Source organism: Bartonella sp. OD88NMGDW (assembly GCF_042193775.1).
GTDB lineage: Bacteria > Pseudomonadota > Alphaproteobacteria > Rhizobiales > Rhizobiaceae > Bartonella > Bartonella grahamii.
Genome location: NZ_JBHIMA010000003.1, coordinates 1 through 23,354, shown reverse-complemented (window position 1 = coordinate 23,354; position 23,354 = coordinate 1). Strand labels below are relative to the sequence as shown.

Here is a 23,354-nt window from a genome sequence, read left to right as displayed (position 1 = left end):
AACCAAACGTTACCAATACCAACGCCCCTCCCTTTGCCATACAATTTGTGACAAAAAACAGGGTAACGAATAAACAAAAGGAAAAGAAAAACTATAGAAGACCAACTCGCCTCGTATACCCGTTCGTTTTTTTGAGATATAAGCTGTTTTTCGTTTAAATTTTCTTCTTTTTTATCTTGTTTGTTAACAGATATACACTCCACTTCCCCTCTTAACTTTTAGGTTAAAATCCTAAAGTTATCGCGCCTTGTATTTTGTATAGTTATAAAAATACAAGGGAAATTTATTCATGATACGTTGGTCCGTAAAACGTCATCCTTTAACATTCTATAAAGCACGCTCCACTTAACGAATAAAGCGTTTTCTAAAATGGAACAGCGAATAATGCTAAACTTTTCCCATCCATGTTTCGCTTCATAAACGCTTCTTCCAAGTGGTAAACATCACAACAAATATGCTCCAATTGATAAAGCTTAATCGCGTGAAAGAGCGACAACAGGGTCAAGCCGTGAAGCTTGCCGCGCTGGAGAAAAGCCAAAACATATTCCAATGAGGGTCGAAAAAGTAAGGGATAGGATGATCGAATCAATCGTATAAACCAAGTGGATAGGCGCCTTAAACAGAAGAAATAAACCACCGATAGAAAGCCCAAACAGAATCCCCAAACCACCACCAATGACACAAACCAAAACCGCTTCAATGAGAAACTGCTGCAAAATATCACTTTGGCGTGCACCAACTGCCATACGCACACCAATTTCATTGATCCGCTCAGAAACGGTGACCAGCATAATATTCATCACCCCAATACCACCCACAATCAGGGAAATCGCTGCAATTGAAGAAATTAAAAGTGTTAAGATATGTGTACTCTCCATGATACGTTCACGAAAGAATTCTGAATTTCTAATGAAAAAATCCTCTCCACCATGCCGCATAATGAGAAAACGTTTCACCATGTTTTCCGCTAAATGTGAATCGACATCATCAGCAATCCTAACGGTAATCGCACGAACTTCTGTTGTGCCAAGAAAACGCGTTTGCACTGTTGTATAGGGCAAATAAAGCTGTAATGTATTTGATGTATTTCCATTTGCGTTATTTTGTGAATCAACAACACCAATAATACGTGCTGGAACATTACCCACAAGCACCACTTTGCCAAGGGGGCTTTCATGGCTATGGGGAAAAAGAACAGACAATGCTTCTTTCTCAATCACGAGATCAACCGCCCGATCCTGCACACTTTTTTGATCAAAAAACTGTCCTTTGAAAACCTTAAGCCCCTGTGTCTGAAAGAATTGTTCTCCCACCCCCACAATGACGGCATTGACTTCAACTGCACCAAAACGCACTTTCGAGCTTGTTGAAATCTGAGGTGTTACACCAGAAACATAAGGTAACCCAGACAATGCTTCTGCATCAGCTTCAACAAGAGTTGTTATTTTCTCTGCTTGTGGATCAGAAAAACTTTTGCCAGGTAAAATTGTTAATGTATTAGCACCCAAGCTTTTAAAATTTTCCAAAATTTTCTCTCGTGTACCATTTCCCAAAGCGACCATAGCAATAATCGCCCCAATACCGATAATCACCCCAAGCATTGTTAAAAAAGTTCGCATTCGATGTGCATTCATTGCCAACAAAGCCATAACAAATGCCTCACGAAAACGTTCAACAAAAGACCGAAAAGAGCCAAGCTGTTGTTTAACTTTTAGTGTCTGTTTTTCGTAAAAAGACTGACTATCCGTTTTTATCTTTGCCCCCGCTGCTCTTTTCTTCGCAACCTTTGTCATACTGTCAGCAATAATTTCTCCATCACTGATTTCGATAATACGCTCCGCTCTTTTGGCCACCTGCATATCGTGAGTTACAATGATAATAGTACGACCTTCTTGATGAAGCTCATCCAAAATACGCAACACTTCCTGTCCACTCTGTTTATCCAGTGCACCTGTTGGCTCATCGGCAAGAATAACCTCCGCATTATTCATCAACGCTCGAGCAATAGACACCCGTTGTTGTTGACCACCTGAGAGTTGATTTGGACGATGATTCACCCGATCGCCCATGCCCAAGCGCGTTAAAAGATCTTGTGCACGCTTTTTCCTTGCTTCCACAGCACATCCTGCATAAATAGCCGGAATTTCAACATTCCCAAGAGCTGTCAATTCATTCAACAAATGATAGCGCTGGAAAATAAAACCAAAATGATTGCGCCGCAAAGCCGACAATTCATCAGCTGAAAGAGAGGCTGTTTCTTTCCCTGCAATCCAATAACGACCAGAAGTTGCCCGATCAAGACAGCCTAAGATATTCATTAATGTAGATTTTCCTGAACCAGAAGCTCCCACAATCGCTACCATTTCACCGCGCTTAATGGTAAGATTGATATCCTTCAAAACAGTAACAAATGTTTCGCCCGCTGGAAATTTACGTACAATATTTTCCAACACAAGGACAGCATCTGCTTGGTTTGTGTTCATGGCTTAAATCTCGTCTTCACTATGCACGTCAGAAGGTTCTGGCATCACCCCATCAGGCGAGCCGGTGATAACAACATCACCCTCATTCAGTCCTGAAACAATCTCTGCCATCACTTTATTATTCAAACCAACGCTCACCTGTTTAGTAACCACCTTGTTCCCCCCCTCCAAAACAGAAACCCATGCCTTATGCTCTTTTGTCTCATCGCGTAAAGCATCGCTTGGAACCAACAAAACATTTTGAGCACGCCCTAAGATAATATGAACTTGAGCAGTCATATAGGTTCGCAAAAAATTGTCCGCATTATCAACATGTAAAATTCCGTTATAATAAATAGCTGATGAGATTAAAGCACTAGACCCCCCTACCATACCAGGATTAATACTCACATCAGCACGAATTGCTTCAGGAGCCGGCTCTATCTTTTCTAAAACGCCCTCATAACGACGCTGCGAATTCCCTAAAACTGTAAAATAAAGTGGTTGTCCAGCTTGAACTTTAAGAACATCAGCTTCTGAAATTTGCGCCTTGATCGTCATCTTTGACAAATCGCCCAAAATAACAATTGTTGGCGCCGACTGAACCGCATTCACATTCTGTCCTTCTTCCACAACTGTTGCCAAAACCGTTCCCGCTGAAGGAGCAATGATGCGTGTATAACCTAAATTGACCTCTGCACTATCCACATCAATTTGTGCTTGCACAATCTGCTGTTGAAGTTGAGCAATTTGTGCCTCACGTATTTTTACTTGTGTCGCAGCATCATCGAGATTAGCCCGTGAAACCGCACGTGACTCGATCATTTTTTTCTGACGTGCTAAATTTTTCTGCGCAAGAGAAAGATGGGCTTCTTGTTCTACCAAACTCGCATAATAGTGAGATAATGCTGCTTTTTTTCTTTTTAAATCATTTTCTTGATCTGTAGGATCAATTTCTGCCAAGAGATCGCCTTCTTTCACAACACTCCCAGGAGAAACGCGCATTGACACCACACGCCCTGTTGCACGCGCACCAACAGCCACCAACCGATAAGGACGTACAAGACCAGAAGCTAAAACACTTTCCTCAATATCCCCACGCTTCACCACCGCGGTTATATAAGTTGGGCTAGATGTTCCAAAAACAACAGAACGCAACCATAAAAACAAGAGAAGAAGAAATATAGCAGCTAAAAAGAAAGAAAGTTTTTTGTGTTTTGTAATGAAATTTTTGAGTAGACTTTTTTTCATTTTCCTACCTTTGCACGCGAACGAGGTGCACCATCAACGACTTCCGGACGTGATACATCAACAACGCCATCCCAGCCCCCCCCCAATGCTTTCATCAACGTGATATATTGCGTAACCAAAGAAACACGGCTATCTTTAAGTGCCATTTGTGCAGAATAATAAGAGCGATCAGCGTTTAACAATTCAAGAAAACTGGTATTTCCATTCTCAAAAAGACTCCGTGAAAGTTTTAAGGAATGAAGAGAAGCTTTATTCGCAATGATCAGCTTTTCTAAGCGTTGATGTTCTTTAGTTAATCTTACCAGCGCATTTTCTACATCTTCTAAAGCTCCCAAAACAGCAGCCCGATAAGTAATAAAAGCTTGATCACGCTGTGCACGCGCTACCGCAATAGAAGCCTCAACCTGACCTCCATTAAAAAAAGGAAAACGCAAACCAGGCCCAAAAGACCAACCAATCGTTGAATTTTTCCATAACTGATCTATCGCCGTTGCGGCTGTCGAAATATTACCTGTTAAAGTAAGTGAGGGATAGCGATCTGCTTCACGTTGACCAATCCGCGCTGTCGCTTGCGCATATTGACGCTCTGCCCGTCGTAAATCCGGACGTGTTAACAAAATATCAGCTGGAATTCCTGCTGGTATCGGCCAGTGCGGTTGTGGAATCTTTGTATGCTTAGCATTTTTTTGTAAAAGAGCCTTCAATGCCGTAGGCACACGACCAGTTAAGACAGAAAGACGATGAACGCTCATTGCTAAATTCGCTTCCATCTGTGATATATCTGCTTCTGTATTTGCCATTTGTGCTTGCGCATTTGAAACATCGAGCTCAGAAACATCACCAGCTGTTAATCTAGCACGCATCAATTCATAGGTTTTACGTTGTGATACTGCAATTTGCCGCACAATTAACAATTTCTGTTGCCAACCACGCATTTGTACATAATTTGTTGCCACATCTCCTAACAATGTCACCATGGTAGCGCGCATATCTTCCACAGCCGCATCAAGACCATAACGCGCTGCTTCAACCGCTCGTTTATGCCCACCAAAAAAATCAAGCTCCCAGCTTGCATCAAAACCACTATGATATTGGTTTAACAATGCATCAGACTGTCCAGAATAACTACGGGTTCCTGAAATTGAATTGGACACATTTGGCAAAAGAGTTCCCACAACCTGTCCTAAACCCGCACGTGCCTCACGTACCCGAGCTTTGGCAACAGCAACATTATTATTTCCAGAAATCGCATAATCCATTAATGCATCTAGAACAGGGTCATTCAAACGCCGCCACCATCCGGCAAGCGCAACTGGCTGTCCTACAGTCTGTGCAGATTTTTCTCCCCAAACTGCTGGAACACGAAAAGATGTTTTCTGGTAATTAGGACCAACCATACATCCTGACAAAAGCAAACACAACAAGACACAAGAAAGTAATCCACGAGAAGCGCCCCTTTTGAGATTTCTGATATACATCTAGTCTCCCGCATTCTTTCAGAATCATTATTTAATATTAATACTTTATTTACCTCTTATTTCAAACTTGACGTGAAAAATCAAATACAGTTTGCACAGGAATATGATCTGAAGGGCGTTCCCATCCGCGCGCATCACGAAAAATCGAAAGATCTACAACAAAAGGTGCTAAATCAGGAGAAGACCAAACATGATCAAGCCGCCGTCCATAATCGGTAAATGCCCAATCGCGTGCACGATAACTCCACCATGTATAAAGCTTGGTAGGAGCAGGAATATGAAACCGCATCAGATCAACCCATCCACCTTGACAACACAAGTCCTGTAAACGCTCGGTTTCAATGGGAGTATGGCTTACAACCTTCAACAATTGCTGATGAGACCAAACATCCTCTGCCAAAGGAGCAATATTTAAATCGCCCACCAAAAGAGAAGAAAGACCATCTCCTTGATCCGCACGTATGGAAGACATTTCTTCTAAAAAATCAAGCTTATGACGAAATTTTTCATTCACATCAGCATCTGGAATATCTCCCCCAGCAGGAACATAAAAATTATGAATCCGCAAGCTTCTCCCATGGGCTTCCACAATAACTGAGATATAGCGGCAATCTTGGTTTTGGCAAAAGAAACGCTTTTCTACCTTTTTAAAAGGCAAACGAGAAATAATAGCCACCCCGTTATAAGATTTTTGTCCACTCAATGCGATATGCTTATAACCCGCTGCTTCAAAAGCCCCCACTGGAAATAAAGCATCTGGACATTTTGTTTCCTGTAGACACAAAACATCTGCGGAAAAGAGTTCCAAATACTGAAAAACCTGTGCAAGACGCAAACGAATAGAATTAATATTCCAAGTTGCAATACGAAATAACATCCATTTCAATCCCAATGAAACAACACCGCACTATTTCTTCGAAGGAAGTGCAAACATTCCATTAGCGAAACGGACGTCTGTCCGCACATTCATAATCTGCACAGTAGTTTCCAAATTTTGTTGGTCAACAATTGTCCACTGCCGCAAAGCAGAGCCTTTAGAATCAAAAACCATCCTTATTTGCCCAGCCCCAATCGTTTTATCACGCAGAACAATCGTCACAGCCCCTGGATCTTCGCGAAATGCCAACAAGCGCCCAGAAGATATATCAATTTTATCAGCCAACAGAAACTTCATTGGCGTTTGCGAAAGTTGTGAAAAGTTCCAAGTATTCAAAGCCCGATTGTTAATACCTACAAATTGGCCATCTGCAATAATCTGTAAAGGCATTTTCTTATAAATAAAACGAATTTTCCCTGGGCGCTCTAAATAAAATGTCCCTTGGGACATTTTTCCCTTTGGACTAAACTGAATAAAATCACCTGTCATTGTTTTGATTGCCGCAAAGTGATTTACAACATTTTGCGCCTTTATCACTTTATTAGACGCTTGCGAAAAAACAGGAAAAGTTAAACACCAAAAGATAATAATTCCCACCAACCCAAAGACTCTTCTTTGCGGAAAAAAAGACGTTTTCATAAAAAATGCTCCCAAGCAATGTTTAATTGACTTTATAATTTATAACTTAAGTGATCAACGATGAATAAATACCCTTCTTTATAAAATAAAGATATTGTTTGAAAAAAATATCAAAATATTTTTAACAGTATTCTTCTTCGACAATCTCCAAAACTTTTTGCTTACCCATATCATTTGCTGGACTAATAATGCCTTCTTCTTCCATCTTTTCAATCAATGTTGCGGCACGGTTATAACCAATACCTAAACAATGTTGAATATGAGAAGTTGAAGCACAATAGCAACAGCTTGACTATAGGGATCATCTGCTAAAGAAAAAGCCAAAGAAACATCCTTCTTTATTGCCTGCGGTATCGTTTCCAAATAATCAGTCTGCGTTTAAATTTCCGAAGGCATTCAAATTTCCCGCTTTTCTGCTGATTTTCTAAACGCATAATATATTCTTTATATATTCTTTCCCACCCCTAATCTGTGAAGCAATATAAATTATAGTCAATACATAACGGATTAAGTACTAAACATATATTGCTCGCGAACCTGAAAACTCCTTTAAGTGGCAAAAATGCTTTTTTGACTTCCTTCCAATCCAAAAGAATAAAAATTTTCACCCGAACCAGTCTGTAAACAGTTTGAAGTTTAGCAGATTTCACTTAGCTTCCCACCCCATATGATTCATCTATATAAGGCTCCACAGATAAGCCTTGCCCCTAAATATTTAGAGCGCACTTAAAAAGACACTTAAATATCAAGCCTTACATGCTTTTATACCCCTACACTCGCAATAACATTATTTTATACCAAGATATTGATTTATAATAAATTATCTTTTTAACTTAAATCATAACGCCAAATACAGTAAGATTCTCTCATCTCATACTCTCTCATATTGAATCAACTCAAATCATTTGCTTGCACGTTACAAGCAAGGTTGGTGTGTGAATAAAAGTTATATAAGATAAAGAATCCCCTTATAAAGAGTCTCAAGTGCCAAGGAGCTATCGCAAATCGAGAACTGGTATATGAAAATACAGACTTTCTACGATACAGTAGGATAAACACTTGTTTTATAAGATGTTATAGAAAGCAACTATAAAGATTTTTCAAAAGCGTTCTTCTTCGGCAGGCACTAAAATTTCTCGTTTCCCTGCGTGATTTGCTGGACTAATGATACCTTCTTCTTCCATCCTCTCAATCAATGTAGCAGCACGGTTATAACCAATGCCTAAACGGCGTTGAATATAAGAAGTCGAAGCCTTACGATCACGAAGCACAATAGCAACAGCTTGGCTATAGGGATCATCTTCTGAAGGAGAAGCTAAAGAAACATCAGCACCATCCTCTTCAACTTCTTGCGTAATTGTTTCCAAATAATCAGGTCGTGCTTGCGCTTTGAGATGCGCAACAACCTGCTCCACTTCATCATCTGCAACAAAAGGACCATGCACACGTTGAACACGTCCTCCTCCCATCATAAAGAGCATATCTCCTTGTCCCAATAATTGCTCAGCCCCCTGTTCGCCCAAAATTGTTCGGCTATCGATTTTTGAACTTACAGAAAAAGAAATACGTGTAGGAAAATTGGCTTTGATCGTCCCAGTAATAACATCGACAGAAGGACGCTGCGTCGCCATAATCACGTGGATACCGGCAGCACGTGCCATTTGTGCCAAGCGTTGAACCGCGCCTTCAATGTCTTTACCAGCAACCATCATCAAATCAGCCATTTCATCAATAATGACAACAATATAGGGCATAGGACTAAAATCAAGTGTTTCCGTTTCATAAAGAGGCTCACCGGTCTCGCGATCAAATCCAACTTGAATTGTCCGCGCCATTGTCTCTCCCTGACTTGCTGCTTCCCTAAGACGTGCATTAAACCCATCAATATTACGAACGCCTAATTTTGACATTTTACTATAGCGCTCTTCCATTTCACGAACAGCCCACTTTAAAGCAATCACGGCTTTTTTAGGATCTGTCACCACGGGTGTTAATAAATGAGGAATGCCATCATAAACCGAAAGCTCAAGCATTTTCGGATCCACCATAATGAGACGACATTGTTCAGGTGTCATACGATAAAGCAATGATAAAATCATTGTATTGATAGCAACAGACTTTCCCGATCCTGTTGTACCAGCAACCAAAAGATGGGGCATTTTTGCTAAATCTGCAATAACAGCTTCCCCCCCGATTGTCTTACCTAAAGCAAGTCCTAGCTTTGCTTTGCTGTCAATAAATTCTTGCGCCTGCAACATTTCTCGTAAATAAACCATCTCACGCTTTGCATTAGGCAATTCTATTCCAATCACATTGCGTCCTGGAACCACCGCAACACGCGCTGAAATCGCACGCATCGAGCGTGCAATATCATCTGCCAAACCAATAATACGGGAGGACTTAATGCCAGCAGCCGGTTCAAATTCATACAAAGTCACCACAGGTCCAGGACAAGCATCAATAATTTGCCCTTTAACTCCAAAATCTAACAAAACCCCTTCAAGTTCCTGAGAATTTGCTCTTAAAACAGCAGGAGAAAGTTTTGCATCTCTAACAGACGGTGGTGGAACCGAAAGATAATCTACAAGAGGAAGAACAAAATCACCATTTGAAGAAGCTGTTAAAGACTTTCGATTTTTAACAGAAGCAACATAGGTTTTATTTTGATTTTCCTCACACTTTACTTTTTCACCCAAAAAAGTTGGCTCAATTCGATCAAATGACTTTCCTTGCCCCTTACTCTGAAAACGCCTTTTGAAACAGAAAAAACGAAAGAAACGCGCTTGTAAAAAATAAAAAAGATGTAAAAGAGCGCCAAAAGTTGTCGCAAAAAAACCATGATTTTCACGATCATCCTCTGCAGCATATTCCGTATCTTCTTCCAATTCAAAAACTGGATTAACGATTGCATCTTTTGGAATGCTTTTTTCTTTTCTTTTCTTTGTTCGACGCCGCCATATCACATTGCCAGCAAAAGCAGCAGTGAAAAAACCTAAAAGAATAAAAACAACACTGAAAAACACCGTGTAAAGAGGAGAAAGAAAAAGAGGAAAAACTGAAGAAGCAACACTTAAAGCTTTATCTCCTAAAACCCCTCCCAATCCCATTGGCAATGGCCAATAAGTAAAAGAAGCAACAGGTGACATAAGGGCAAAAGCAATTAAAAAACAAATCGTTGATAGCGCCCATAAAAAAAAGCGCAAAGTCAAATTGTAGATATTCTTTTGCGCCAACAAGAGAAAAGACCAAAATAATGGCGGTAACAAAACAGCAAGACTTGCCAAGCCAAAAAACTGCATAATAAAATCTGAAAAAATTGCCCCCATCCACCCCATAAGGTTTGTAACCTCATTTGTACTTGCATGGGTTAAAGATGGATCCTCAACATTCCACGTCGCCAAAGCAAATACACAAAAAATAATAAAGCCCAAAAGCCCAAGCCCAATAAATACCCCTATCTGACGTAAAAACATCTCAATAAGACGCGAACCTTGAGAATTTCGCACTTCTAATGAATCATAAGGAGAAGAACTTCGGTGCATCTATCAATTCCAAATACAAAACTTTCATATTTTAAAGAGTTATAACTCTCTCTCGTAAAAAAGGATGAAGCTTAAACTCTGTGCCAATCTGTAAACAAATAACCTGTAAACAATCCGACTTTTTATCTAGTCTAGCGCATTCTACCTTCTAACCACTTCATATCACTCATACATCACCACCCTAAGAGACTATCCTTCATAAGGCGCACAAAAAGCTCTCGCTGAATATTTTATCACACGATCAACCAAAAAACACCTCATGTGTAAAGTTTTACATGGGTCCTATAGGCACCTCCTAAACAGACGATGTTTTTTACGCTACATCATGATAACGGCAAAATATGAATACTGTTTTAACCATCACGAATGAACACAGTTTTTTATTTATCATACTAACTAAATGTCCCCTTCAGGACAGGCATACTAAAGTAATTCATACAACTTAAAAAATACACGACCATCTTTGGTTATTTTTAGTTTTCTTTTTTATCAACCAAGTGTAAAAAGAATTGAAGAGGACATTCAAAAAAGCTTATCCGATAAATCTGTAAAATGAATCACATAAATGATTAAGCAGAAGAACTCTGAAAAACCAATCTGTCATCAGATTGGTGCCAAAAAGAAACCTCGTTTTGTAAAGTAGAAAGAAAAGTAAACGTTAAGATATTTTAGGCAATTTAAAAAGATATTCTTTTTTAAAAAAAGCAAACTGTAAACAATGGAAGAAGTATTGTGTGTTCTAATCGCAATAAAGACGTACAACCCAATAAAAAAATTAAATCTCATAAAACTAAACAATGTGATCTGCTCATTGCAGGAGGGGCAGCTGTCGGTTTAACCCTAGCGATAGCACTCAAACAAACAGCCCCTAATCTGAAAATAAAAATCGTTGATGCTGCTCCACAAGGAGATACCCCTGCTTCTAACATACGAGCCATTGCCCTTGCTGCTGCTTCTATTCGTATGTTAAAACAATTACAATGTTGGGAACCTATAAAACCCTATGCGCAACCCATTCATTCAATGATCATCACAGACACAAGCACAAGTGATCCTGTCAAACCCACCCTTTTAACCTTTGAAGGCGATATTAACCCTGGTGAGCCCTTTGCTGCTATGGTAGAACATAGAGAACTCATCAACACTTTAAAAAAACGTGTCAAAGATCTCAATATTCCTGTTATTGCAAACAAGCGTGTCATTGATTTTCATCAAGAAGACCAACATAAAACCGTCACTTTAAATAATGAAGAGGTTTGGCAAACAAAATTGCTTATTGCAGCCGACGGAGCCCATTCGAAATTACGCCAAAAAGCAGGTCTTAAAAACTTTTCTCATCCCTATAAACAAACAGCAATCATCTGCACAGTTGAACATGAAAAACCCCATAATGGTCAAGCAATTCAACATTTTTTACCTGCCGGTCCTTTTGCTCTTCTCCCTCTCAAAGGCAACCGATCTGCCATTGTGTGGAATGAAGATCATAAAACTGCGCAATATTATCTCAAAGCTAATGCCCTTATTTTTGAAACAGAACTCGAAAGACGCATTGGCCATCGATTAGGCAAACTCTCTTGGAATGGCGAACGTCAAGCTTTTCCTTTAAGTCTTTCTTTAACACGTCAATGCGTTAAACCACGTTTTGCTCTCGTTGGCGACGCCGCCCATACCATCCACCCCATTGCAGGACAAGGACTCAATTTAGGATTACGCGATAGCGCTGCCCTCGCTGAAGTGATTATTGAAGCAGCACGACTAGGTCTTGACATTGGCTCCCTCACTGCTTTAGAGCGCTATCAAAGCTGGAGACGTTTTGAAGTTGTCCGTATGGCTTTAAGCAATGATTGGCTTAATAAACTCTTTTCTAATGATAGCCTTCTTTTACGGATGCTCCGCGATACCGGCCTTGGTATCGTTAATCAAGCGCCAAAAATAAAAAAATACTTCATTCAAGAAGCTGCCGGTCTCACTCCCAATGCCCCACGTCTTCTACACGGCTTCCCACTTTAAGCAAAAATTCATCCTATTTCACTTTTTTACAACCTTTGCCTTCCTCCTTCAAAGAACAAAAAATTCCTATCTCATCCAATCTGTTTACAAACCAGATTCCTGTCGAGTAATTTTCTCTTGACTTCCTCCTCCCATATTTCACTTAACATAAGACTCGACAAGCGAGTACATTCTAAGAATATTCACCACGCACTGAAAAATAATGTCTCAAAGAGGTTGCCTTATATCACCACACCTTAAAAGAAGCCATTTCACGTCATAACGAAATAAACAAGACTTTTTAGCACACAACATTTTATTTATAATAATAAATTCATTGTTCTCATATTGAGTGAGAAATCTAACGATCATAAAATACCCTTATTTCAAATCTCTCTCATGTTTAAGCAATCAAAATCATTCACTTGCACATCACGAACGAGAGTGTCGTATAAATAAAAAAAATTAAACAAAGCAATAAAAAACCTCCCTCTCTCAAGAACTAAGGACTTTAGCAATATTGGAGGCGAGTAAAGTGTATAAGGACGCCGGCTTATATTTTTTATTGAAATAAAAGCTGGTGTACAAAAATGGATTTTATGTAATCATAGGGACTTTCACGTTATACTATTCACGAAAAGCATCATAAAATAAGCTTCGTTGCATTGAAAAATTTTTCTTTTAAAACAAGCGCGTAAATTGGTAACACAACTGTATCCCGTTTGAGGTATTCTATTCCTCAGACAAACCCTTTAACTTATTGTGGAATACCACACAATTTTAGAAAAAATATTCCGATATATAACAAAGTGTTCCGTAATCTATACCATCACACAAAATTGTAAACGTGCATATCACCCCCCTATTTCACACCATAAAAGAAGATAAACCGCAATAGAATGGCTTAATCCTTTTATTTTCAAATACGCTCTTTATTCATAATTCATTATTCATAAATGCTCATAAATGAATTTTAATCACAAACGCTCAGAAATATGTCATAAATTCTATAAAACTCATAACAGCCATAGAGATTTTTCATTTCCTACACACTCACTCATCTCAACTAAACGAACGATAAATCGATAAATAAAGTAAATGCCTCATATATAATCTTACAGAAAAAAGACCAAACAAAATCTATAACATCAGGCTTGTTTTACAGAACAATATTTCAAAAATATAAGTATGCTAATTTATTAACATATTAATTGATAAAATTATCATTTTACATATTGAGTGAAAATCCCTATGCAATAAATCATTCTCATTTCGACCATTTTTGTAAAGAGTCAATAAAACTATAAAAAGAAGTAAAATATCCCCCTCTCTCAAATGCCAAAAGCAATTACAATATTTTAATCCGGCATCATCATTATGCTTGCCAGATTATAACAACAAGACTTTTTCACTTAAATACATTTGTTCATGCCCCCTATCATTTTATTTGATCACTCAATACTTTAATATATTTGTTCAGTATGTTTATACAATCAAATTACCCAAAAGAGCATACTTCTTGCATTTACATTCCCTAGTATTCCCTTATCTTGTAAATATCGCACACGTATTATGTTACTTCAAGTTCATCAAGTGTATACCCATTCTCCAACCACTCTTTAATCCACTTAGGTCTACGTCCACGCCCATTCCATAATTCCCATTGGTTATTAGGATTTCTATAATGGCGCTCTTTGCTCACAAGATCAGCGATATCAATTCCATGGGCGTTAGCAATTTCAAGAATTTTTCGTCGCGCATTTTGCTTTTCCTTTGCTTGCCGTTTTTTTAATTCCACATCGATTTGTGTACGCATCTCTTGTAGTTCATCAAAATTCATATTTTTGAGATCATTCACCTTAATTACTCCCCTTGCAAAAAAGAATTTTTTTCTTGCCATATTTTAAACACAATTATAGACAATTTCTGTCCATTTATTATCGAAATTAAAATTACGATGCATATATCACTTTGACGGAGATGTGCTTTGGACCACAAAGAACTGTTTATTGGTACATCAATTACCATCACTGCATCTTTTTTCAGCTCAATCGCTGAAACTACTAAATGCAGTGCTCAAACGCCATCACACCTCTCTGACTCTCATGAATCAGTAGTCAAAAGTAAATATAAATCGTCACTCTATAAGTTATGGCAATACGCAACAAAGAACAAGCCCTCTCTGTATAATGATAGTGTAGTTCATTATGACAATAAAACCTCCCCTTACACACAACGGCTTTTTACTTCGTATAAATTTTTTTTGAAAAGATTTTTGCAACCAGAGAATTATGTAAAACAAGCAGCTTCAATACAGTATCAAAGATTATTATTTTTTAAAAGCAGCGCCTTTTTTCGTGATTCCAATAATATTGGTTGGCATAACGTGCTCTATTTTATTCCGCACTTTTATCTTGTTGGTTGGATACTCGCATATATTAGAAATATTTTTAGAAGAGAACAAAACAATAATCACAAGGAATATTCTAAGCTAAACAATCTCGTTCTGCAAATTTATAAAATCAAAAAACAACGAGAAAATGCACCACAAAGAATGAGCATTTGTATTAATAAAATTCTTCATAATAAGGTGTATTGCTAATGATTGTTCCAGATTTCACATTTTTTGCTGCTGCATACATATCCAATACGCCCCCCATAACATTTTCAGTTATCGCCGAACAAGAAGCGCGGGACAATGTCTACGTAACAGATGATAAAGATAACTTCTTCTATCAATCATCTCAGCTTAAGGAAACAATCGCAACAACTGAACAGAGAGAACATAATTTTAACATAATTTTAGGGCAAATTGGTGTTGGAAATGTGAAATTGTTTTCTCTTTTTGATGCATTTGATTTTTGCGGAAATCTTACAGCTGTACAAAACGCTCTAACTTACTGCTATGAACAAACAACATCAAAGTGCATCTTTGAAAAAGCGACTTTGCAATCTGTGCTAAATTTCTACAACACAGAAAACTCAAACCACACCTCTATACAAAAAGTTACTTCATATATTGGAGTAAAAGCTGCTGTACGAGAAAATGAAGATTTGCAGGAGCCTGTAAAGCTTAAAAAAGAAGAACTAGAACAGGCAACTAACGTAGATTCTCTTCCTCTCTCTTCAAAAGGAGAAGAAGATGCATTTACACATAAAGAAAGTGGCACCAACGATGCTTTTTCAGCTGAAGATTTTTCTTCATCGAGAGGCTCGCTAGAGTGACAACTGATATTTTCACGAAACTCTAGAATTTTGATAGGATATTATAATGAAAGGTAGATAAGAAAATGTTAAAGCTCTAATTAGTAAGATTGGACAAAATCTCTTCTAATTGAGGGCAAAGATAATGAAAATGATAGAACAAAACAGCGTTGACATAGCATTTAGTCAAAAAGCAGCACGTGAGATTACAGTCGTGATGCTTTCAGAAAGAGAATGGTATTTTACGTTTATTTCCGATGATCCAATCACCGGAAAGCCAAATAAATATACGTTACTTACACAAAGAGGAAAACTAAGAACTTGGGCTGATCCAAAATATCTCTTTAAGTTTCTTCATGAACGAGGGGTCATTTGTGGGAGTTTTAATCTTAATCAGGATAAACAACATGAAACAATTAAATATTCTTCACACAACAGCTCGTAATAAAATTGCTGCATTTTCAGCAGCTTTAACTGTGTTTTTTATGGCCAATCCTGCATCTGCCCAAGCAGCGGGTTTAGATCCTGCAAAAAAAGCTTTAACTGCACTCCAAACAGACTTGAAGACGATTATCCCTATTGCTGCTGCTGTGATCCTTTTGTGCTTAGCAATTGGTTATGCAGGGCGCTATATCGGAAAAGATACATTTGTACGGTGGGCGATTGGGGTCGTTATCGCTGGTTCAGCAGCTGAACTTGCTGGTTTATTATTTAAACCAAACTAATAAATATATTAAACACGAAATGTTTATTAATGAAAAAAGAATTTTAGACTTTAATACTTTTATTGCACATCAATGAAATTATTCCTTAATTTTATGGAAAAACTACTTACACCTAATACAATGTGATAAGGTTGAACAATATGAAAAAATTAATCAATTTTCAATTGAAGGATAATAATAAAATTACGGCAATCTCTGCAGCTTTAACTGTATTTTTTATGAGCAATCCTGTGTATGCTCAAGCAAAATTAACAAATGCAAAAACTGCTTTAGAAAAACTCCGAGATGACTTAAAGCTACTTATCCCTATTGCTGCTGCTGTGATACTTTTGTGCTTAGCAATTGGTTATGCAGGACGCTATATCGGAAAAGATACATTTGTACGATGGGCTATCGGTGTCGTTATCGCAGGTTCAGCTGCTGAACTTGCCAAGTTATTATTTCAAACTGCATAAACTTTTCATGAAAGAAAACTTAAATTTCAGTATTTTCATTGTATTAAATAAAAAATATATTGAAGAAAAGAAATTACTCATACCAATGTAATATAAATTGGAATAAACAATATGAAACAATTAAAAAATCTTCAAACAATAATTCGGAATAAAACTATTAGAACCTCTGCAGCCTTAACTGCATTTTTTATGTCCAATCCTGTGTTAGCCCAAGCAGTAGTTTTACAGCCTGCAAACAAAGCTTTAACTGCACTCCAAACAGACTTGAAGACGATTATCCCTGTTGCTGCTGCCGTTATACTTTTATGCCTAGCAATTGGTTATGCAGGACGCTATATCGGAAAAGATACATTTGTACGATGGGCAATCGGTGTTGTCATCGCAGGTTCTGCAGCGGAGCTTGCTAATTTATTGTTTAAATCTGCCTGATAAATCTTATTAAACACGAAATGTTTATATAATAAAAAGAAACTTAGATTTTGTGTTTTTATTTAGTACAATAAAAATTATATCAACTGTAATCTAAATTGGAATAAACAATATGAAACAATCAAATACTCTTCAAACAATAATTAGAAATAAAACTACTAAAATTTCTGCAGCTTTAACTATATTTTTTATGGCCAATCCTGTGTATGCTCAAGCAGCAGCAGCATTAACTCCTGCAGACACAGCTTTAAAAGCGCTCCAAGCAGATTTAAAAGCAATTATCCCTATTGCTGCTGCCGTTATCCTCTTGTGCTTAGCAATTGGTTATGCAGGGCGCTACATCGGAAAAGATACTTTTGTACGCTGGGCAATTGGTGTTGTTATCGCTGGTTCAGCAGCTGAACTTGCCAATTTGTTATTCAAAGGCGCGTAATGAGAATGACTATTAAAGTCATGCTGTATAAAATATTTTTTTATTCTAAAGAGAAATCTAAATTGAGATAAACAATATGAAACAATTAAATATCATTCAAAGAATAATTCATAATAAAATCATTAAAAGCTCTGCAGCTTCAGCTGTCTTTTTTATGGCCAATCCTATGTTAGCCCAAGCAGTAGTTTTACAGCCTGCAAATAACGCTTTAAATGCACTCCAAACAGACTTAAAAACGCTTATCCCTATCGCTGCTGCCGTTATCCTCTTGTGCTTAGCAATTGGTTATGCAGGGCGCTACATCGGAAAAGATACATTCGTACGATGGGCAATCGGTGTTGTCATCGCTGGCTCGGCAGCTGAACTTGCCAATTTATTATTTAAACCTGCATAAATCTTTTGGAATATGAAATATTTTTTGTAAAAGAAACTTTGGATTTCAATGCCTTCATTACGCATCAATGAAATTGTTTCTTATTTCGTAGAAAAATATTTATGATAAATCAATGAAGCTAAATATGAGAAAATTAACTAATTTCCAGAAAAATAATAATCAAATCATCACAATTTCTGCGGCTATAACTGCATTTTTTATTAGCAATCCTGTGTATGCTCAAGTAAAATTAACAAATGCAAAAACTGCTTTAGATGCTCTGCAGGGTGATCTTGTTAATAATATTATTCCTGTTGCTGCTGCTGTTATACTTTTATGCTTAGCAATTGGTTACGCAGGGCGCTACATCGGAAAAGATACATTTGTACGATGGGCAATTGGTGTTGTTATCGCAGGCTCAGCAACCCAGCTTGCTAAACTGTTATTCACAGGTACGGTTAATTAAAATTAAAGATGACCACTATGATACAAAATGTTATTTAAAATTTTAATGAGAGAAATATGCAAAAACTAACTAATTTCCAATCAAAGAACAATAACAAAATCATCACACTTTCTGCAGCTATAATTGCATTTTTTACGATACATCCCGTATGGGCCCAAGCACAAGGTTTAGCTCCTGCAAAAAAGGCTTTAGAAGAACTCCAAACAGATCTTACTACTAATATTATCCCTATTGCTGCTGCTGTTATACTTTTATGCTTAGCCATTCTCTATGCAGGGCGCTACATCGGAAAGGATACATTTATACGATGGGCAATCGGCGTTGTCATCGCTGGATCGGCAACACAACTTGCTAAACTGCTATTCACGGGGCAAGTGTAAGTCTATATAACATGTAATGTATTTATAATTAATTGGTTATATCTAATAATTGTAAACATGTAAAAATACCATATGCTTTACAATAATAAATATAAAGTATTAATAAAATCATTAATTAAGAGTATAATATGAAACAATTCAGTAATTTCAAATCAAAAAACAACAACAGAATCATAGCAATTTCTGCATCTATAAGTGCATTTTTTATAGCACATCCTGCGAATGCAAAACTAAAAGCTGAAGATGCTTTAAAAGCTCTGCAAACGGATCTTACTACTAATATTATCCCTATTGCTGCTGCTGTTATACTTCTGTGCTTAGCAATTGGTTATGCAGGGCGCTACATTGAAAGGGATACATTTATACGATGGGCAATCGGTGTTGTCATCGCAGGTTCTTCAGCCCAACTTGCTAAACTGCTATTTACAGGTAATGCATAAATTAGTATAATACGTAACGTTTTTAATGTTCGTTGATTATAGATTTGTACCAGTAATAATGTCGCTCATACTACGAAAAAAGGAATATTATTTATAGCAACTTTAATTAAAAGGGGATAAAAGATATGAAACAATTAAATACGCTTCAATCAAAAATATGTAAGATTAGTGCTATTTTTATCACTTCGATTATGTTATTAATAACTCAATCTGCATATGCTCAGACGGAAACAAAGAGTTTAGATGTTTTCATAGGGATGCAATATGGATTAAGTATAGTTATTCCTGTCATTGCTGCTATCATTCTTTTATTACTTTTGCTTATTTATATATTTCGCATCATCGCAAGAGCTACATTTATGCGATGGGCGTTCAGTGTCATTATTGCTGGTGCAGCTTTTTATATTAGCCACATATTATTTCACCTCCACTAACAAGAGCACCCTATGAAATCACAAGAACAAAAAGAATTCCCCCTATTCAAAGGAGCAACACGTGTTCCAACTATATGGGGTGTCCCCATGATGCCATTTATCGTTATGGTTATGGGAGTCGCTGTTATTGCTATGACAGTAAGTATCTTTTTGTGGATTATAGCACCTCCATTATGGTTCATTATGGTGCAAATTACTAAAAACGATGATAAGGCATTTCGTATCTGGTGGTTATGGATCGATACTAAATTTCGCAATCGAAACAAAGGTTTTTGGGGCGCATCAAGTTATAGTCCCTCTGATTACAGTAAAAGGAGATAAACATGACAGTTGTTGAAAGTAGCAAACGCCTTGCATCAGAGACACCTGTAAGCCTATTTCTGCCTTATTCACATCATATTACAGATACGATTATCTCTACTAAAAATGCGGAATATTTATCGATTTGGAAGATTGACGGGCGTTCACATCAAAGCGCTTCAGAAGAAGATATCTTTCAATGGATAAAAGAGCTTAATAATACTCTACGGGGTATTTCATCAGCCAATTTATCATTTTGGACACATATTGTGCGCCGCCGTGTTTATGAATATCCTGATTCAACATTTGATCAAATGTTTTGCTATCAACTTGATGAAAAATATCGGCAAAGCTTTACTGGTTATAATTTGATGGTCAATGATTTATATCTGACTGTCATTTTTCAGCCGATAGCGGATAAAATTATGTCGTTCTTTTCTCAACATGAACGTGAAACGCTTGACCAAAAAAAGATGCGACAAGACTCATGTATCAAAGAACTCAATGACATCAATCGTACTTTAGGCCAATCTTTAAACCGTTACGGTGCAGAACTTCTTGGTGCTTATGAAAAAAATGGACATGCTTATTCTTCTGCACTTGAGTTCCTTGGAATGCTTGTCAATGGTGAATATCGCCCCATGCCAATTTGCCATGACCGTTTTGCTGACTATATGTCTATCAATCGACCTTTTTTCTCAAAATGGGGTGCTCTTGGTGAACTGCGAACAACCAGTGGAATGCGTCGATTTGGAATGCTGGAAGTTAAAGAATATGATGCAACAACCAAACCGGGACAATTAAATGTTTTGTTGGAAAGTGACTTCGAGTTCGTATTGACACAGAGCTTTTCAGTACTCTCTCGACATGCTGCTAGAGACTATTTACAACGGCATCAGCGTAATCTTATTGATGCACGAGATGTGGCAACGAGCCAAATTGAACAAATTGACGAAGCACTAAACCAGCTTATCAGTGGGCATTTTGTCATGGGAGAACATCACTGCACATTGACTATCTATGGTGATACAATTCAACAAGTTCGCGACCATATGGCCAAAGCGAGTGCAGCATTACTAGATGTTGCGCTACTCCCCAAACCTGTAGACTTAGCGATAGAGGCTGGCTATTGGGCACAACTTCCTGGCAATTGGAAATGGAGACCACGTCCTGCTCCGATTACATCATTAAACTTTTTATCATTTTCATCTTTTCATAATTTTATGTCAGGAAAACCCACTGGTAACCCATGGGGCCCAGCCGTCACAATTCTTAAAACAACCAGTAAAACACCGCTTTATTTCAATTTTCATGCCTCCAAACTTGAAGAGGACTCGACAAATAAACGTTTACTTGGTAATACCGCACTTATCGGACAATCTGGTTCCGGTAAAACCGTGTTACTCGGCTTTTTGTTAGCACAAGCACAAAAATTTAAGCCGACAACTGTTGTTTTTGATAAAGATCGTGGCATGGAAATTGCCATTCGGGCGATGGGTGGAAAATATTTAACATTCAAGCCAGGCAGGAGAAGTGGTTTCAATCCTTTCCAACTCCCACCCACACAAGAAAATCTTATTTTTCTGAAACAATTTGTTAAAAAATTGGCAGAAGCTGGTGGTGAGGTCACGCATCACGACGAGGAAGAAATTAACAAAGCGGTTATGTCTGTTATGGGCAGTAACATTGACCAATCACTCCGTCGTTTGTCCTTTCTGGTACAATTTTTACCAAATCCGCGTTTAAGTGATTATAATGCTCATCCTTCTGTTCATGCTCGCTTACTAAAATGGTGTGAAGGTGGTGATTATGGATGGTTGTTTGATAATCCCCATGATGCTCTTGATCTCTCAACACATCAAATTTACGGCTTTGATATCACGGAATTTTTAGATAATTTTGAAACTCGCACTCCAGTGATGATGTATTTGCTTTACCGCACAGAAGGCATGATTAGCGGACAGCGATTTATGTATATCTTTGATGAGTTTTGGAAGCCTTTGCAAGATCCGTACTTTGAAGATTTAGCGAAAAATAAACAAAAGACTATCCGTAAACAAAATGGTATTTTTGTTTATGCAACACAAGAGCCTAGCGATGCCTTGGAAAGTAATATTGCCAAAACACTCATTCAACAGTGTGCAACTTACATTTTTCTAGCCAACCCCAAAGCAAACTATGAAGATTATACAAAAGGCTTTAAACTAACAGATACTGAATTTGAACTCGTTAAAGGACTTGGTGAGTTTAGTCGCCAATTCCTCATTAAGCAGGGTGATCAATCTGCGCTTGCAGAACTGAATCTTGGTAAATTCCATCTGACACGCGATGGAAAAACCATCGAACACGACTTTAGTGACGAGCTCTTGGTGTTATCAGGTACACCTGATAACGCAGAATTAGCCGAAAGCATTATCGCGGAAGTTGGTGATGATCCAGCAATATGGTTACCAATTTTCTTACAGCACGCAAAAAATGACAGGAGGGAAACATGAAAAAAAAGGTCATTTCAATAGCAATTGTAATAACTTTAGGGATTTCAAACCCAGCAATGGCTTGGGTTTGGGGCGCTGGAGCAGCAGATTTGTCGGCATCAGTTCCGACGACGTGGCCCAATTTTTTTGGAGGTTCATCTTCGAATACATCAACGCCTAAAAAACCTTCACAACCTGATACCCAACTTCTCGATATGCTAAAAAAACAACTTGAGAAAACAAAAAAGATATACGAGTCTATAACGGGAAGCCAAAAGTTCGACACTAAAAAACTTAAAAATGCACAAACAGATCACAGCAGTTTTTTTCTCAAAAATCCAGAAACGCTCTACAATAGAAATGAATCTTCAGCGCTATCTACATCACTTAAAAAGATTTTAAAAGAAGAAGAAATTCCTATCTCTGTCCATGAATCTAGCAGTTTTATCAACGATCGTATTCAATATGCAGCCATCACTGATAAAGCCGTAAGTTTAAAGACTTTTGAAGAAGCAAATAATCGTTTTCAGCAAATTGAAGAACTATTAAATGAAATCAAGACAACAAAAGATCTAAAAAGTATTGCTGAGTTACAAGCACATATAATTGGAATGCTCGCTAAGCTACAAAATGAAACAGCAAAACTACAAATGGTCACACATTTACGCAACGCTGAACATGCACTTATTAAACAGCAGAAGGACAAACATAACATAAAAATTTTGAATAGTAAAAACGCGAAAATGCCTACCATAAGATTTATTAGATAAAGCTTTTTATAACAATATTTCGTTGTATTATTTTTCTTGTATGCTCGTAAAAAGCAAAAGTTAATGCATAATATTCAGTTATCTCTCATAAACTGAAAAGGTCTACGAAATTTAATTCTATCCTAAAAAGCTCAACGAAAAATGCTTAAAAAGCATATAAAAAGTTGAAAATTCATTAAAGAGGAATTCCATGGACTTTACAGTGTTCACGCAACTTTTCACTAAAATTGATC

At 37.6% G+C, this 23,354-nt stretch carries 23 protein-coding genes and 1 pseudogene; 16 read left to right on the top strand and 8 right to left on the bottom strand.

Going from position 1 to position 23,354, the window contains the following annotated elements; genetic code table 11:
• Positions 1 to 473 precede the first annotated feature (473 nt).
• The 7 genes and pseudogenes from ACFIJR_RS03100 to ACFIJR_RS03070 all read right to left on the bottom strand — a co-directional run bounded on the left by ACFIJR_RS03100 (position 474) and on the right by ACFIJR_RS03070 (position 10,249).
• A complete protein-coding gene (locus tag ACFIJR_RS03100; protein WP_375625214.1) occupies positions 474 to 2,483 on the bottom strand; it encodes a MacB family efflux pump subunit in 2,010 nt (669 codons plus the stop codon).
• Between the two features lie 3 nt (positions 2,484 to 2,486).
• The gene (locus tag ACFIJR_RS03095) at positions 2,487 to 3,713 is read right to left on the bottom strand and encodes an efflux RND transporter periplasmic adaptor subunit (protein ID WP_375625213.1); all 1,227 of its coding nucleotides are present in this window, start codon (positions 3,711 to 3,713) and stop codon (positions 2,487 to 2,489) included.
• Positions 3,710 to 5,191, bottom strand: a complete 1,482-nt coding sequence (locus tag ACFIJR_RS03090) for an efflux transporter outer membrane subunit (RefSeq protein ID WP_375626624.1) — start codon at positions 5,189 to 5,191, stop codon at positions 3,710 to 3,712. Before ACFIJR_RS03090 ends, ACFIJR_RS03095 begins: the two co-directional genes overlap by 4 nt.
• Before the next feature lie 61 nt (positions 5,192 to 5,252).
• Complete coding sequence (locus ACFIJR_RS03085) at positions 5,253 to 6,068, bottom strand: exodeoxyribonuclease III (RefSeq protein ID WP_375653566.1); 816 nt, start codon at positions 6,066 to 6,068, stop codon at positions 5,253 to 5,255.
• A 30-nt stretch (positions 6,069 to 6,098) separates the two neighbouring features.
• Complete coding sequence (locus tag ACFIJR_RS03080; RefSeq protein ID WP_375651709.1) at positions 6,099 to 6,707, bottom strand: outer membrane lipoprotein carrier protein LolA; 609 nt, start codon at positions 6,705 to 6,707, stop codon at positions 6,099 to 6,101.
• A gap of 121 nt (positions 6,708 to 6,828) precedes the next feature.
• Positions 6,829 to 7,076, bottom strand: a pseudogene (locus ACFIJR_RS03075) (DNA translocase FtsK); the annotation flags it as partial.
• A gap of 731 nt (positions 7,077 to 7,807) precedes the next feature.
• Positions 7,808 to 10,249, bottom strand: a complete 2,442-nt coding sequence (locus ACFIJR_RS03070) for a DNA translocase FtsK 4TM domain-containing protein (RefSeq protein WP_375653563.1) — start codon at positions 10,247 to 10,249, stop codon at positions 7,808 to 7,810.
• 732 nt (positions 10,250 to 10,981) lie between these two features.
• Here ACFIJR_RS03070 and ACFIJR_RS03065 point away from each other — a divergent pair.
• The gene (locus ACFIJR_RS03065) at positions 10,982 to 12,259 is read left to right on the top strand and encodes a ubiquinone biosynthesis hydroxylase (protein WP_375651707.1); all 1,278 of its coding nucleotides are present in this window, start codon (positions 10,982 to 10,984) and stop codon (positions 12,257 to 12,259) included.
• A 1,549-nt stretch (positions 12,260 to 13,808) separates the two neighbouring features.
• Here ACFIJR_RS03065 and ACFIJR_RS03060 read toward each other — a convergent pair.
• On the bottom strand, positions 13,809 to 14,096 hold the full coding sequence (locus ACFIJR_RS03060; protein ID WP_015857007.1) for an H-NS family nucleoid-associated regulatory protein: 288 nt from the start codon (positions 14,094 to 14,096) through the stop codon (positions 13,809 to 13,811).
• A gap of 129 nt (positions 14,097 to 14,225) precedes the next feature.
• Between ACFIJR_RS03060 and ACFIJR_RS03055 the strand changes: the two genes are divergently transcribed.
• The 15 genes from ACFIJR_RS03055 (at position 14,226) to ACFIJR_RS02985 (ending at position 23,121) form a co-directional block, all read left to right on the top strand.
• Positions 14,226 to 14,840 carry a hypothetical protein gene (locus ACFIJR_RS03055; RefSeq protein ID WP_375626634.1) on the top strand — a complete coding sequence of 205 codons (615 nt, stop codon included), beginning with the start codon at positions 14,226 to 14,228 and terminating at the stop codon, positions 14,838 to 14,840.
• Positions 14,840 to 15,463, top strand: a complete 624-nt coding sequence (locus ACFIJR_RS03050) for a TrwN protein (protein WP_375653560.1) — start codon at positions 14,840 to 14,842, stop codon at positions 15,461 to 15,463. The genes ACFIJR_RS03055 and ACFIJR_RS03050 overlap by 1 nt, the downstream gene beginning before the upstream one ends.
• Before the next feature lie 124 nt (positions 15,464 to 15,587).
• Positions 15,588 to 15,887 carry a KorA family transcriptional regulator gene (korA, locus tag ACFIJR_RS03045; RefSeq protein WP_375626638.1) on the top strand — a complete coding sequence of 100 codons (300 nt, stop codon included), beginning with the start codon at positions 15,588 to 15,590 and terminating at the stop codon, positions 15,885 to 15,887.
• A complete protein-coding gene (gene trwL / locus ACFIJR_RS03040; protein WP_375653558.1) occupies positions 15,850 to 16,167 on the top strand; it encodes a VirB2 family type IV secretion system major pilin TrwL in 318 nt (105 codons plus the stop codon). The genes korA and trwL (ACFIJR_RS03040) overlap by 38 nt, the downstream gene beginning before the upstream one ends.
• A gap of 140 nt (positions 16,168 to 16,307) precedes the next feature.
• On the top strand, positions 16,308 to 16,622 hold the full coding sequence (gene trwL, locus ACFIJR_RS03035; protein WP_375653555.1) for a VirB2 family type IV secretion system major pilin TrwL: 315 nt from the start codon (positions 16,308 to 16,310) through the stop codon (positions 16,620 to 16,622).
• A gap of 111 nt (positions 16,623 to 16,733) precedes the next feature.
• Positions 16,734 to 17,051 (top strand): VirB2 family type IV secretion system major pilin TrwL, encoded by a 318-nt coding sequence (trwL, locus tag ACFIJR_RS03030; protein ID WP_375653553.1) that lies wholly within the window; start codon positions 16,734 to 16,736, stop codon positions 17,049 to 17,051.
• A 112-nt stretch (positions 17,052 to 17,163) separates the two neighbouring features.
• A complete protein-coding gene (gene trwL / locus ACFIJR_RS03025) occupies positions 17,164 to 17,484 on the top strand; it encodes a VirB2 family type IV secretion system major pilin TrwL (RefSeq protein ID WP_375653550.1) in 321 nt (106 codons plus the stop codon).
• Positions 17,485 to 17,560: 76 nt separating this feature from the next.
• Complete coding sequence (trwL, locus tag ACFIJR_RS03020; RefSeq protein WP_375653548.1) at positions 17,561 to 17,878, top strand: VirB2 family type IV secretion system major pilin TrwL; 318 nt, start codon at positions 17,561 to 17,563, stop codon at positions 17,876 to 17,878.
• A 124-nt stretch (positions 17,879 to 18,002) separates the two neighbouring features.
• A complete protein-coding gene (gene trwL, locus ACFIJR_RS03015) occupies positions 18,003 to 18,323 on the top strand; it encodes a VirB2 family type IV secretion system major pilin TrwL (RefSeq protein ID WP_375653545.1) in 321 nt (106 codons plus the stop codon).
• A gap of 56 nt (positions 18,324 to 18,379) precedes the next feature.
• Entirely contained in the window at positions 18,380 to 18,703 is a 324-nt protein-coding gene (gene trwL / locus ACFIJR_RS03010; protein WP_375653543.1) for a VirB2 family type IV secretion system major pilin TrwL, read from the top strand.
• A 128-nt stretch (positions 18,704 to 18,831) separates the two neighbouring features.
• Positions 18,832 to 19,143 (top strand): VirB2 family type IV secretion system major pilin TrwL, encoded by a 312-nt coding sequence (gene trwL, locus ACFIJR_RS03005; RefSeq protein ID WP_375653541.1) that lies wholly within the window; start codon positions 18,832 to 18,834, stop codon positions 19,141 to 19,143.
• A gap of 125 nt (positions 19,144 to 19,268) precedes the next feature.
• Positions 19,269 to 19,577 (top strand): conjugal transfer protein, encoded by a 309-nt coding sequence (locus ACFIJR_RS03000; RefSeq protein WP_375653538.1) that lies wholly within the window; start codon positions 19,269 to 19,271, stop codon positions 19,575 to 19,577.
• 12 nt (positions 19,578 to 19,589) lie between these two features.
• Positions 19,590 to 19,898 carry a type IV secretion system protein VirB3 gene (locus ACFIJR_RS02995; protein ID WP_015857019.1) on the top strand — a complete coding sequence of 103 codons (309 nt, stop codon included), beginning with the start codon at positions 19,590 to 19,592 and terminating at the stop codon, positions 19,896 to 19,898.
• Between the two features lie 2 nt (positions 19,899 to 19,900).
• The gene (locus ACFIJR_RS02990) at positions 19,901 to 22,372 is read left to right on the top strand and encodes a VirB4 family type IV secretion/conjugal transfer ATPase (RefSeq protein ID WP_375653536.1); all 2,472 of its coding nucleotides are present in this window, start codon (positions 19,901 to 19,903) and stop codon (positions 22,370 to 22,372) included.
• The gene (locus ACFIJR_RS02985; protein WP_375651699.1) at positions 22,369 to 23,121 is read left to right on the top strand and encodes a type IV secretion system protein; all 753 of its coding nucleotides are present in this window, start codon (positions 22,369 to 22,371) and stop codon (positions 23,119 to 23,121) included. The genes ACFIJR_RS02990 and ACFIJR_RS02985 overlap by 4 nt, the downstream gene beginning before the upstream one ends.
• Positions 23,122 to 23,354 lie beyond the last annotated feature (233 nt).

Coding starts and splice junctions, on each gene's coding strand:
- ACFIJR_RS02990 (WP_375653536.1), top strand. CDS start 19,901: ATGACAGTTGTTGAAAGTAGCAAACGCCTTGCATCAGAGACACCTGTA.
- trwL (WP_375653555.1), top strand. CDS start 16,308: ATGAAAAAATTAATCAATTTTCAATTGAAGGATAATAATAAAATTACG.
- trwL (WP_375653558.1), top strand. CDS start 15,850: ATGAAACAATTAAATATTCTTCACACAACAGCTCGTAATAAAATTGCT.
- ACFIJR_RS03095 (WP_375625213.1), bottom strand. CDS start 3,713: ATGAAAAAAAGTCTACTCAAAAATTTCATTACAAAACACAAAAAACTT.
- trwL (WP_375653541.1), top strand. CDS start 18,832: ATGAAACAATTCAGTAATTTCAAATCAAAAAACAACAACAGAATCATA.
- ACFIJR_RS03080 (WP_375651709.1), bottom strand. CDS start 6,707: ATGAAAACGTCTTTTTTTCCGCAAAGAAGAGTCTTTGGGTTGGTGGGA.
- trwL (WP_375653550.1), top strand. CDS start 17,164: ATGAAACAATCAAATACTCTTCAAACAATAATTAGAAATAAAACTACT.
- ACFIJR_RS03090 (WP_375626624.1), bottom strand. CDS start 5,191: ATGTATATCAGAAATCTCAAAAGGGGCGCTTCTCGTGGATTACTTTCT.
- ACFIJR_RS02995 (WP_015857019.1), top strand. CDS start 19,590: ATGAAATCACAAGAACAAAAAGAATTCCCCCTATTCAAAGGAGCAACA.
- trwL (WP_375653553.1), top strand. CDS start 16,734: ATGAAACAATTAAAAAATCTTCAAACAATAATTCGGAATAAAACTATT.
- trwL (WP_375653548.1), top strand. CDS start 17,561: ATGAAACAATTAAATATCATTCAAAGAATAATTCATAATAAAATCATT.
- ACFIJR_RS03100 (WP_375625214.1), bottom strand. CDS start 2,483: ATGAACACAAACCAAGCAGATGCTGTCCTTGTGTTGGAAAATATTGTA.
- korA (WP_375626638.1), top strand. CDS start 15,588: ATGAAAATGATAGAACAAAACAGCGTTGACATAGCATTTAGTCAAAAA.
- ACFIJR_RS03085 (WP_375653566.1), bottom strand. CDS start 6,068: ATGTTATTTCGTATTGCAACTTGGAATATTAATTCTATTCGTTTGCGT.
- ACFIJR_RS02985 (WP_375651699.1), top strand. CDS start 22,369: ATGAAAAAAAAGGTCATTTCAATAGCAATTGTAATAACTTTAGGGATT.
- trwL (WP_375653545.1), top strand. CDS start 18,003: ATGAGAAAATTAACTAATTTCCAGAAAAATAATAATCAAATCATCACA.
- ACFIJR_RS03070 (WP_375653563.1), bottom strand. CDS start 10,249: ATGCACCGAAGTTCTTCTCCTTATGATTCATTAGAAGTGCGAAATTCT.
- trwL (WP_375653543.1), top strand. CDS start 18,380: ATGCAAAAACTAACTAATTTCCAATCAAAGAACAATAACAAAATCATC.
- ACFIJR_RS03000 (WP_375653538.1), top strand. CDS start 19,269: ATGAAACAATTAAATACGCTTCAATCAAAAATATGTAAGATTAGTGCT.
- ACFIJR_RS03050 (WP_375653560.1), top strand. CDS start 14,840: ATGATTGTTCCAGATTTCACATTTTTTGCTGCTGCATACATATCCAAT.